The following is an 11,511-nucleotide window of genomic DNA, read 5'->3' on the forward strand; positions in this document are numbered from 1 at the left end:
AGGCATTCACCAGGGGGGTCCCGTCAAGGGGCTGAGATACTGCTGGATGGTCGGCTTGCCGGCTGTAGCGCAGTGACCCGTTGAACCTGATCCAGTTCATACTGGCGTAGGGACGGTGCAGATATCGAAGCCAGGACTCCGTACGCGGCCTCCTCCTGGCGGCGCGTCTTTCATCCTTCCGGCATCAGAACTGGGTCTCCAACCACAACTTGGAGCCTCGTCATGAATATTGCCACCAAACCCGCAGCCCTCACTGTCACGCAAGGGCCGCTTCCCGCCTCGCGCAAGGTCCACAAATCAGGCGTGCTGCATCCGGATATCCGCGTGCCGATGCGCGAGATCGCGCTGCACCCGACCTCCGGCGAACCGCCGGTCACGGTCTACGACGCCTCCGGCGCCTATACCGCCGACGACGCCGAGATCCGCATCGAGGACGGCCTGCCGCGGCTGCGCCGCAACTGGATCATCGGTCGCGGCGACGTCGAAACCTACGAGGGGCGGATCGTCCGACCGGAAGACAACGGCTTTGCGACCGGCGACCGGCTGACGCCGACCTTCCCCCTTCAGCATGTGCCGCTGAAGGCCACGGCTGGCCGCGCGGTGACCCAGCTTGCCTATGCCCGCGCCGGCATCATCACGCCGGAGATGGAGTTCGTGGCGATCCGCGAAAACCTCGGCCGCGACGCTGCGCGCGCGAAAGCCCGCGATGGCGAAAGCTTCGGCGCCCACATCCCCGATCACGTGACGCCCGAGTTCGTCCGCCAGGAGATTGCCAGCGGCCGCGCCATCCTGCCGGCCAACATCAACCATCCGGAGTCCGAGCCGATGATCATCGGCCGGAATTTTCTGGTGAAGATCAACGCTAACATCGGCAATTCCGCCGTGACCTCGTCGATGGCCGAGGAAGTCGAGAAGATGGTGTGGGCAACGCGCTGGGGTGCCGACACGGTCATGGACCTGTCGACCGGCCGCAACATCCACAACATCCGCGAATGGATCATCCGCAATTCGCCCGTTCCAATCGGCACCGTGCCGCTCTACCAGGCGCTCGAAAAGGTCAACGGCATTGCCGAGGATCTCAACTGGGAAGTGTACCGCGACACGCTGATCGAGCAGGCCGAACAGGGCGTCGATTACTTCACCATCCATGCCGGCGTGCGGCTGCACTACATCCCGCTCACTGTCGACCGTGTCACCGGCATCGTCTCGCGCGGCGGCTCGATCATGGCCAAGTGGTGTCTGCATCACCACCGCGAGAGCTTCCTCTACGAGCATTTCGAGGAAATCTGCGACATCTGCCGCGCCTATGACGTCTCGTTCTCGCTCGGCGACGGCCTGCGCCCCGGCTCAATCGCCGACGCCAACGATGCGGCGCAGTTTGCCGAACTCGAAACGCTTGGCGAACTCACAAAGATCGCCTGGGCGAAGGATTGCCAGGTGATGATCGAAGGTCCCGGCCATGTTCCGATGCACAAGATCAAGGAGAACATGGACAAGCAACTGGCCGTCTGCGGCGAAGCGCCGTTCTACACGCTCGGACCGCTGACGACCGACATTGCGCCGGGCTACGACCACATCACCTCCGGCATCGGCGCGGCGATGATCGGCTGGTTCGGAACCGCCATGCTCTGCTACGTCACCCCGAAGGAGCACCTCGGTCTGCCCGACCGCAACGACGTCAAGGTGGGTGTCATTACCTACAAGATCGCCGCCCACGCCGCCGATCTCGCCAAGGGGCATCCGGCAGCCCAGGTGCGCGACGATGCCCTCTCTCGCGCCCGCTTCGAGTTCCGCTGGGAGGACCAGTTCAATCTCTCGCTCGACCCGGAAACCGCCCGCAACTTCCATGACGAGACATTGCCGAAGGAGGCCCACAAGGTCGCGCATTTCTGCTCGATGTGCGGGCCCAAATTCTGCTCGATGCGCATCTCACACGACATCCGCGCCGAGGCGCAGAAGGAGGGGCTGGAGGCGATGGCCGCGAAATACCGCGAGGGTGGCGACCTCTACATGCCGGTCGAGGGTGCGGCCGGCGCAGCCGAATAGGCAAGGCGGCATGGCGAGGAAGGGGCCGGTCGCGGCCCCTTCCGGCGGCTGGGCGGATGCTTGTGCCTGACTGGGGAATTGCTTGTCCCCTCATCGGTTGAACGGTATGTAGGGTTCACGCAAAGGTCGTCATGGGCGAAATCCGTCATTCACGCGAGGCTGCCGCCTTCTGTGGCGCATCTGCGGGACGACAAAACGCCGTTTACGAGGAAATGACGTGAGGATACGCCTGCTGAGACTGACCGCCCTGTCGATTGGCGGCCTTGCGGTACTGGCGGGAGACCTGCCACGCCTCGACGGCAGCGGCCGTTTTGCCGCGGGTTCATCCTTGATTTCCACCGCCCATGCAGAGGATGCCGATGCCGGCGGCGGGTCCGGCGAAAATGGCACCGATGGCGGCGGCCAAGGTGGCGAAAACGTCGGGGGCGGCGGAAGCGACGGCACGGTGGGTGGCGGATACGCGGGCGGCGGCGATTGGGGCACCGGCGACGGTAGCGGCGCAGGCCCAGAGCCCGGCCTTGAGCCTGGGGGTACCGGTGCGGGCGGCGGAGGTGCCGCCATCGACGGCGCTAGCCATAGCGAGGATCGCCCTACCCTGCGCGACACAAGGGATTACGGCCCAAGCGGCAACACTTGGCACGGCGGCAGCAGTTTCCTTAACCTCTTCCGCCAGACGCCGCAAAGCCGTGGCGAACAGAGCCAGCCAGAACCGCCTGCCGGGCAGAACACCGTTCACACGAATTGAGAGCCTTGAAGAGAGGTCAACTTCGTCGCAACGAAGAGCAACCTGCGCTCTTTCTTGAAACCGGACTCCGGATGTGCACGTGGGAGCGGGTTCTGACGCGCGAGAAGGAGCTCAACTGGCGTCGAAGCTTTCCCGATCAAGACCTGCCGGCGTGTGGCTGCGGAAATACGCGCACAGAGCGTTGGGCTTTCTCGCCCCAACCGCCTCTCTAGCCACGCCCAATCACCCCCTCGACGACGTCAAGCAGCACGTTCGCCCCGGCCACCAGGTCATCCGGCTCGGTATGCTCCCGCGGATTATGGCTGATGCCGTCGCGGCTCGGCACGAAGATCATCGCCGACGGTGCGATGCGGGCGATCATCTGCGCATCGTGGCCGGCGCCTGAGGTCATGCGGCGGGTCTTGAAGCCGCGGCGTTTTGTCGAGGTCTCGATGGCTTCGACAATGCCCTGATCAAAGTCGACCGGCTGGAACCTTGCCAGTCGCTCGAAGGAAATCTGCACGCCTTCTTCAGTGCCGATCCGCACCAGCAATTCTGAAAGCACCGCCTCCAGTGCCGACAACCGCGCCTCGTCCGGGTCGCGAAGATCGACGGTAAAGACAGCGCGCGACGGGATGACGTTGATCGCGTCCGGTTCGTATCGCATCGTGCCGACCGTCGCGACACTCGGGGCGTTCGAGCGGGCGATATGCTCGCGTAGGAACAGGCCGACGCGGGCGGCTGCAAGTCCGGCATCACAGCGCATCGCCATCGGCGTGGTGCCCGCATGGTTGGCGACGCCATCGATGGTGACGCGCTGCCAGGAGATGCCCTGCAGGTTCTCGACCGCACCGATCGTAAACCCCTCCCGTTCCAACACCGGCCCCTGCTCGATATGCAGTTCGAGATAGGCGTGCGGTTTGGCGAAGCCCGGCTCGGCGGTGCCGGCATAGCCGATGCGTTCGAGTTCCTCGCCGAGCACCGATCCGTCGGTACCGACGGTCGCGAGTGCCGCCTCGACGGTCAGGCCGCCGACATAGGTGAGCGAACCCAGCATGTCCGGCGCATAGCGCACGCCTTCCTCGTTGGTGAAGGCGGCAGCGACGACCGGGCGGACCGGCTCAACACCGCGCTCCTTCAGCGTCTCGATGACTTCGAGCGCGGCAAGCACGCCATAGCAGCCATCATAGACGCCGGCATTGATGACCGTATCGATATGCGAACCCAGCATGAGTGGCGCCTCGCCGGCGTTGCGCTCGTCGCGCCAGATGCCGAAGATGTTGCCGATACGGTCGACGGCAACCTCGAGGCCAGCCGCATGAAGCCAGGCGACCAGGCGGTCGCGCCCCGCCTTGTCGTTGTCGGAAGCGGCAAGGCGCGTCAACTGGGCTTGGGGATCGCGACCGATGTCCCCGAGTTCATGGATGCGGGCGATGAGGCGCTCGGCATTGATGGTCTGCATGGATGTCACTGTCCTCATGTCACGCGTGGTCGGCCGGCGCCAATCGTTGGCGGGCGATTTCCGCATGGAAGCGCGCGCCAAATATCAGGGCGTCGTCGTTGAAGTCGTAGCGCGGGTTGTGCAACGGCGCCGAGGTTTCACCGTTGCCGATGAAGACGAAGCAGCCGGGCACATGCTCAAGAAAGCGCGCGAAGTCTTCAGATCCTGTCATCGGCTCGGCGGCGATCGCAACGTTTTGCGCACCGAAAACCGCCTCGGCTGCGGCAAAGGCATGGCCGGTCAGAACCGGATCATTGATCAGTGGCACGAATTCGCGTGTGTAGATGACATCGACCTCGCAGCCGTAGGCGTCTGCCGTGCCCTTGGCGATCGTGCGCATCTCAGCCTCGATCTTGGCACTGACCTCCGGTCGGAAGCTGCGGGCGTCACCGAGAATGCGTGCGAGCCCCGGCAGCGCATTGCGCGTGCCATCGGTCAAGAGTTCGGTTACCGATACCACGGATATATCGGCCGGCGACAGGCGGCGCGAGACGATCGTCTGCAAATTGACGACGGTGGCGCAGGCGGCAACCAGCGTCTCATTGCCGGAGTGCGGCCGCGCCGCGTGACCGCCGACGCCTCGAAGTACGATCTCGAAATTGTCCTCCGCCGACATGATGGCGCCGGAGCGAGTCTCGAAACGTCCGACCGCAAGCCCCGGCATGTTGTGCAGGCCATAGATTTCATCGAACGGAAAGCGCTCCATCAGCCCGTCACTGAGCATGGCAAGCGCGCCCTTGCCCCATTCCTCGGCCGGCTGAAAGACGAAGCAAACCGTGCCGTCAAAGCCGCCTTCCTCGGCGAGCATCCTGGCTGCCCCCAGCAGCATTGTCGTGTGCCCATCATGACCGCAGGCGTGCATGGTGCCGGGTCGCGTCGAGCGATAGGGCATCTCTCCCTGCTCCGGAATCCTCAAGGCGTCCATGTCGGCGCGAAGTGCTATCGCGCGGTTGCCGCTGCCGCGCTTCATCCGACCGACGACACCGGTGCCGCCGACCCCTTCCACCACCTCGTCGAGCCCGAACTCCCTGAGCTTGGCCGCGACGAAGGCAGAGGTCCGCTGCTCCTCGAAGCCGAACTCCGGATGCGCATGCAGGTCACGCCGCCAGGCTGTCATATCCGCGATCAGTCGGTCTGAGATTGTTGCAGCCATCGCTTAGACCTTCTCGTTCGATTTGCCCGCGATCGCCTCGGGCGCCAGTCCCACCAGAGCCGCATAGCGCTCGGGGTCGGTCGCCCCCTCGGTGTTGATGACGAAGACACGCGACTGAGCATTCAGGCCCAGCGCTTCGCGCAAGGCCGGGTCCCGCGCCACCACTACAAGGCCGGCGAGCCCGACGCCGCCGCTCTCGCCGGCAACGATCGCCGGATCGTCACCAGTCGGTCGCGCCAGACGGTTCATGATCGAAACGGCCTCCTCTTCGTCGACGGTCATGAAGACATCGGCGGCGCGCGACAGGATACGCCAGGCAACCAGCGACGGCTCGTAGCATTCGAGCATCGCCATGATTGTCGGCTCCCCGTGCGCGACCTTGACGGGGTGCCCGGCCTTCGCACTTTCGTAGAGGCAGGCTGCCCGCGCCGGATCGACGACGACGAAACGCGGGCGGGCGCTTGCGAAGCGAAGCGCCAGGTGTCCCGCGGTCGCGGCAGCGATCCCGCCGACACCCGCCTGCACGAAGACATGGGTCGGCGGCTCTGCCATCTGCCGGAGCGCTTCGCTCAAAATCGCGGTATAGCCCTGCATGACAAGGCCGGGAATGTACTCATAACCGGGCCAGGACGTATCGGAGACCACGGTCCAGCCGTTCGCCTCGCAGACCCGCGCCGCCTCATGGACGGAATCGTCATAAGTCCCGGCGACGCGAACGATCTCGGCGCCGTAGCTCGCAATCGCTTCGATGCGTTTTTCGCTGACGCCCGAATGAACGAAGATCACGGATCGCGCACCGACGAGCCGCGCGCCCATGGCGACAGACCGGCCGTGGTTGCCGTCGGTGGCGCAGCCGAAGGTCATCCCCTCAGCGATCGCGCGCACCTCGGGTCGGGAAAGGTCATCCGTGTCGAGGCTGCGGCCAAGGCGGCCCTCCGCTTCTTCGAGCACCAGCCGGATCACCGCATAGGAACCACCGAGCGCCTTGAAGCTTCCAAGCCCCAGGCGATGGCCTTCGTCCTTGACGAAGAGGCCTGCAATACCGAGTTCGCCCGCGAGCGCCGGGAGGGCATGCAGCGGCGTCGGCCGGTGGTCTGGGCGCCGGGAGAAATGGCGTTCGACGCTTTCGGCAGCGCCGAGCGACAGCATGCCTGCGTCTTCCGGCAGCAGCGGCCGGCCGAAATCGGTATGGGAATTGGAAAGGAACATGCGCGCAATCTCCGTGGCTGCGCGAAAATCTATTTCATCGAAAGCGAGAAATGCGCTCTAATTCGCCGTGGAGAATGCAAGTTTGTAAACCGCAACGAAGAGCATGATGGCCGTTTCGAAAACACCCCCGCAACTCGATCAATTCGACCTCGCGATCCTCGCCATCCTGCAGAAGGACAATACCACGCCGCAACGCCAGATCGGGGAAGCGGTCAATCTCTCGGCGCCCGCGGTCCAGCGGCGGATCAAGCGCATGGAGGAGACCGGCGTCATTCGCGCCAACGTCGCGGTGGTCGATCCCCCGAGCGTGAACCAGACGCTGACGATCCTCGTCGAAGTGGAAGTCGAGAGCGAGCAGATCGCCTTGCTCGACGCCGCGAAAGCGGCCTTCACCGCCGCGCCAGAAGTGCAGCAGTGCTACTATGTCACCGGCGACGTCGACTTCATGCTCGTCGTCATCGTGCCCAGCATGGCCGACTACGAAGCGTTCACCCGCCGCATGTTCTTCGGCAACCCGAACATCAAGCGGTTCCGGACTTTCGTGACGATGGACCCCGTCAAGGTTAGCCTTTCGGTCCCGATCGAAAAGCCGCGTTGAACGCGATCCATCTACTTCTTGGCTGCCAGGGCTTTTCGCTCGGCTTCGGCATCAAGCGGCTCACCGGCACCAATCGACGTCAGATAGGCGTCGACCGTCTCGAGCGACGATGCCGGGGCATAACCAGCCCCGCCGTTCGACCTGGCCACGGCAAGCCGCGTCTGCCAGGATTCGGCCTCCCGGCAGGCAACCGAAACGAGGTCCGGCAGGCCGGTTTGCGCCAGCTCGTATTCGCGGCAAAGCTGGCCATTGCCGACCTGGAACGCCGATACGAGCCGGACCGTCCCCTGGCCGTCGGCAATCGAAACTTCGTCGCCGGAAGCAGCCCGATCGAGAATGGCGGACACGCGCGGATCGGCAATGCCGGCAACCTGCAGGACGCCGACACCCTCCGGCCCGCCGCCCCGCAAAAGATAGCCGCCGGCGCCGCCAACGACGAGCAGCAGCGAGGCGGCCATCGCCATCATGGATCTTGAAACGATGCGCGCTGGCGCGGCGACCCGGTCGGACGGACGCCGCAATGCGACAACGTTTTCAGCCGTATGAACAGGCGTTTCTGTGCAGTGCGCTTCGCTTGTCGCGGCCGCGCTTGCGGCCATGGCGCGCACCTTGCGCACCAGCTCTTCCGGCACAGGCTCGTCGAGAACCGGTTTCAGGGCATCGCTGGCGGCTGCCCGTGTTTCCATGAACACCGCGACGCGCGCCATCAGTTCGTCGTCGGTCTCAAGCGCCGCTTCGACGCGGCGCGTCGTCTCCTCGTCAAGCTCGCCATCGGCAAACGCCATCAGGATTTCGTCGCTGAATTCAATCTCGTTCATCTCGCCCCGCCTCTCATGTCCTGTGAACGCATGGCCGCGGGTTCTATTCCCGTTGCCTCGGCAAGATTTTTGCGCGCCCGGGCAAGCCTGCTCATGACAGTACCGATCGGGATACCCAGCACTTCGGCCGCCTCCCTGTAGGAAAGCTCCTCGACGCAGGTGAGCAATAGCACCTCGCGCTGCTCGAGCACGAGGTCGTCGATCGCGGCAGCCACGCTCTTCAGCGCCATGCGCGCCTCCGCGCCCGCCTCGCCCGAAGGAACTGCGAGTTCCGCCTGCGCGTCGATGTCTTCGGTCGGCCCCGCCGTCTTCTGACGCCGAAGCTGGTCGATCCAGAGGTTGCGCAGGATTCGAAACATCCAGGCGTCGAAACGCGTGCCTTCCTCGAACCGTTCCGCGCCGGCAAGCGCCCTTTCGCATGCGGCCTGCACCAGATCATCGGCAACGTCCCGTGACCGGCAGAGCGAAATGGCAAAGCGCCGCAGGTTCGGCAGGAACGCGACGAGGCGCTCGCCGAAGGCGATGGTATCATCCGTCATGGGGCGTTCCTTCTTTCGCTCCGCCTCATCCACGGGGGAATAATTTGTCCATTCATCCGTTGAGCGATATGTGAAGCACACGCGAAAGTCACCACCGACGTTGCCTTCGTTCACGGTAAGCTGCCGCCAGACGGCACCTCTGGCCCATGGAGAGAGCCTTGAAGAAACGCCTGCTTCGATTGACCGCCCTGTCGATATGCGGCCTGGCACCGGTCTCCGTCGATCTGTCGTACGGCGAGAGCCGAAACCCTGATGGCTCGGGCCTAATCTTCGTATCTTCCGCCCATGCGGACGACGACGACGATGACGGTGGCGGTGGTGGTGGCGGATCGTCACGGGGGTCGGAGGATCGTGGCTCCAGCGGCAACTGGCGGGGGAACGGCAACCTGTTCGATCTCTTCCGACGGTCGCCGGAAAGGCGTGTCGAAACGCGCCGTGCGTCCACGCGCCGCCCGAGCCGTGCGCCGGGCGAGATCATCGCCCTCAGCCTGGACGACGCCGGCCTTCAGCGCCTCACGGCTGATGGCTTCACGATCAGAGCCCGAGCCCCTCTGGAAATCTCGGCAACCGGGATCGTCAAGCTCGGCGTGCCAAGCGGCATGTCGCTTGAGGACGCGCGCCGGCAAGTCGCGAGCGCAACGCCCGGCGCGATCGCGGACCTCAACCACTATTTCGAGCCCAACCAAGGCGACGCATCGTCCGCGCCCTGCGCCGAAGGGGGCTGTGCGCTCGTTCGCGACGCCATTGGCTGGCCGGCGCCGAACACGGAGAGGGCCTGCGCGGCCGCAGGCCCGATCGGGCTGATCGACACAGCCATCAACCCCGCACATCCTTCCCTCAAGGACGTCAAGCTCGACATCATCAGGCTGGCGGAAACGCAAGCGCCGGAGTCGGGACGTCAGCATGGCACAGCGGTCGCCGCCCTGATCGCCGGCCGCCAGGACAGCCGGGCGCCAGGCCTCCTTGGCGACACACACCTGATCGCCATTGACGCCTTCCAGCGTACGACGGGGGAAACAGACCTTGCCGAGACCTATAATCTGGTACGAGCGATCGACCTGTTGGCATCGCGCAAAGTCACCGTCATCAACATGAGCCTTTCAGGGCCACACAACCTGCTGCTGGAGAAGACCGTTTCGCTCGTATCCGAACGCAACATCATCCAGGTGGCTGCGGCCGGAAACGACGGTCCCCGGGCAAAGCCCGTCTATCCTGCCGCCTATCCCGAAATGATCGCGGTCACCGCCGTTGATCGCAACTTCAAGCCCTACCGACGCGCAGGCCGTGGCGATCACATCGACGTCGCAGCGCTCGGCACCGGCGTCTGGACGGCTGCTTCGGTCGAGGGCGCCGCCCCCCGCACCGGCACCTCGTTTGCAGCTCCCTTCGTCACCGCCGCGGTTGCCATCCTCAGGACATCCCATCCACAGATGTCGCCCGACGAGATCGCCAAGCTCGTGACGGATACGGCCCAGGATTTGGGTAAGCCGGGCAAGGATCCGGTCTTTGGCTGGGGCGTTCTCGATGCGCGCCAGCTTTGCAGATCCTGATCTACGCCCTGGCCTGATCCTGTGTGGCCTGATCGACGCACAGGCCTGAACTGAAGGCTGAATTGTCGAGAGGTTCATTCATCTAGCTGTCGCTGCAGCTATCGGCGCTCCGGCGGGACGCAGCGATTGCGCCGCCGCCCCGCCAGACCGGTGGCCGGATGATCAGGCCGCGAGTCCACGCTCGTTGAGGAGCATGCCGACCCGCACCATGCGCACGGCATCTTCCGCAGCGCGCACCAGCAGTTTCGGCGCGGCGCTGATTGCGTCGTCAAGGGTGCATGGCGCCTTGAGGATCGAGGCGAATGCGTCGATGCCATGATCAAAATTGAGGGCGACGCCCTTGCCGATCGTGCCGGCGAGCGCGATGACGGGGCGGCCTGCCTCCTTCGCCCTGTGCCCGACTTCAGCCGGGACCTTGCCGAACGGCGTCTGGCCGTCGAGGCTGCCTTCCGCCGTGATCACAAGATCGGCCTTGGCGATCATGCTGTCGAGGTCGAGGTAGCGCATGACGATATCGTACCTTGGATGCAGCGCTCCGCCGAGCAGCCCCATGATGGCCGCCCCAAGACCGCCCGACGCCCCCGCGCCTGGCGCTTCGCCCACCGCGATGCCCGTGGTCTCAGCGATCGCCGCTGCATAGATTTCCATGGCATCGGCCAACAACTCGACCTGTTCCGGTGTCGCGCCCTTCTGGGGCCCAAAGACACGGGCGACACCGCGCTCGCCAAGCAGCACATTGTGCCAGTTGACGGCCGCATCGATGCGGACATCGGCAAGACGCGGATCGCGGCCGGAGAGGTCAATGCGTGCGAGTGCGCCGAGTGCTCCCCCACCAGAAGGCAACGGCTTGCCGTCGCGGTCGAGCAGCTTCACGCCGAGCGCCTCGGCCATGCCGGCGCCGCCGTCATTGATGCCGCTGTCACCGCAGCCGAGCAGGATGCGGCGGGCGCCGGCGTCGAGTGCCGCACGGATCAGTTCGCCCACGCCGTAGCTGGTCGTGATGCAGGGGTTGCGCCGATCACGCGGCACCAGGCGCAGGCCGGCTGCGGCCGCCATCTCGATGACGGCGGTGCGTTCGCCCTTTCCGCCGAGAAAGCCGAAATGTGAGGCGACGGGTTCGCCGAGCGGACCGGTGACCGTCCGCTCGTGCAGAGTGCCCCCGGTGATCGCGACCAGGGCCTTGGTAAAGCCTTCGCCGCCGTCGACCATCGGCACCTTGATGACGTCTGCCTGCGGGCAAGCGCGCAGCACGCCCTTCTCGATGCAATCGGCGGCTTCTTCCGCCGACAGACTTTCCTTGAAACCGGACGGTGCAACCAGAATGGTAAGTGTCATGTGACAGTCTCCTTGCACTTTTGTGACAATGCGGATGC

General features: G+C 64.9%; 10 protein-coding genes and 1 riboswitch. Of the genes, 4 read left to right on the forward strand and 6 right to left on the reverse strand.

The window, feature by feature from the left end; translation table 11 throughout:
* The first annotated feature begins 1 nt into the window (after position 1).
* Positions 2 to 131: riboswitch (TPP riboswitch) on the forward strand.
* Positions 132 to 222: 91 nt separating this feature from the next.
* Complete coding sequence (gene thiC, locus VGO04_RS26750) at positions 223 to 2,046, forward strand: phosphomethylpyrimidine synthase ThiC (RefSeq protein ID WP_327498996.1); 1,824 nt, start codon at positions 223 to 225, stop codon at positions 2,044 to 2,046.
* Between the two features lie 217 nt (positions 2,047 to 2,263).
* Positions 2,264 to 2,791 carry a hypothetical protein gene (locus VGO04_RS26755; RefSeq protein WP_327498997.1) on the forward strand — a complete coding sequence of 176 codons (528 nt, stop codon included), beginning with the start codon at positions 2,264 to 2,266 and terminating at the stop codon, positions 2,789 to 2,791.
* A gap of 208 nt (positions 2,792 to 2,999) precedes the next feature.
* On the opposite strand, the gene VGO04_RS26760 is transcribed toward VGO04_RS26755, so the two are convergent.
* From VGO04_RS26760 to VGO04_RS26770, 3 genes are read right to left on the reverse strand one after another with little or no spacing between them, the layout of a single operon-like run.
* Positions 3,000 to 4,232 (reverse strand): Zn-dependent hydrolase, encoded by a 1,233-nt coding sequence (locus VGO04_RS26760; RefSeq protein WP_327498998.1) that lies wholly within the window; start codon positions 4,230 to 4,232, stop codon positions 3,000 to 3,002.
* Positions 4,233 to 4,251: 19 nt separating this feature from the next.
* Positions 4,252 to 5,424, reverse strand: a complete 1,173-nt coding sequence (locus tag VGO04_RS26765) for a M20 aminoacylase family protein (RefSeq protein ID WP_327498999.1) — start codon at positions 5,422 to 5,424, stop codon at positions 4,252 to 4,254.
* Positions 5,425 to 5,427: 3 nt separating this feature from the next.
* Complete coding sequence (locus tag VGO04_RS26770; RefSeq protein ID WP_327499000.1) at positions 5,428 to 6,633, reverse strand: diaminopropionate ammonia-lyase; 1,206 nt, start codon at positions 6,631 to 6,633, stop codon at positions 5,428 to 5,430.
* Positions 6,634 to 6,739: 106 nt separating this feature from the next.
* On the opposite strand from VGO04_RS26770, the gene VGO04_RS26775 reads away from it, so the two are divergent.
* Positions 6,740 to 7,231 carry an Lrp/AsnC family transcriptional regulator gene (locus VGO04_RS26775; protein WP_327499001.1) on the forward strand — a complete coding sequence of 164 codons (492 nt, stop codon included), beginning with the start codon at positions 6,740 to 6,742 and terminating at the stop codon, positions 7,229 to 7,231.
* A gap of 11 nt (positions 7,232 to 7,242) precedes the next feature.
* On the opposite strand, the gene VGO04_RS26780 is transcribed toward VGO04_RS26775, so the two are convergent.
* Positions 7,243 to 8,049, reverse strand: coding sequence for an anti-sigma factor family protein (locus VGO04_RS26780; RefSeq protein WP_327499002.1), 807 nt, complete (start codon positions 8,047 to 8,049; stop codon positions 7,243 to 7,245).
* On the reverse strand, positions 8,046 to 8,588 hold the full coding sequence (locus VGO04_RS26785) for an RNA polymerase sigma factor (RefSeq protein WP_327499003.1): 543 nt from the start codon (positions 8,586 to 8,588) through the stop codon (positions 8,046 to 8,048). Before VGO04_RS26785 ends, VGO04_RS26780 begins: the two co-directional genes overlap by 4 nt.
* Before the next feature lie 158 nt (positions 8,589 to 8,746).
* Here VGO04_RS26785 and VGO04_RS26790 point away from each other — a divergent pair, with 158 nt between their 5' ends.
* Complete coding sequence (locus tag VGO04_RS26790) at positions 8,747 to 10,138, forward strand: S8 family serine peptidase (RefSeq protein ID WP_327499004.1); 1,392 nt, start codon at positions 8,747 to 8,749, stop codon at positions 10,136 to 10,138.
* Positions 10,139 to 10,300: 162 nt separating this feature from the next.
* Here the strand turns inward: VGO04_RS26790 and VGO04_RS26795 are convergent, their stop codons facing one another.
* The gene (locus tag VGO04_RS26795; protein WP_327499005.1) at positions 10,301 to 11,473 is read right to left on the reverse strand and encodes a glycerate kinase; all 1,173 of its coding nucleotides are present in this window, start codon (positions 11,471 to 11,473) and stop codon (positions 10,301 to 10,303) included.
* Between the last annotated feature and the right edge of the window lie 38 nt (positions 11,474 to 11,511).

The sequence above is a fragment of the Ensifer sp. genome (assembly GCF_035999185.1).
In the GTDB taxonomy this organism is placed as follows: domain Bacteria; phylum Pseudomonadota; class Alphaproteobacteria; order Rhizobiales; family Rhizobiaceae; genus Ensifer.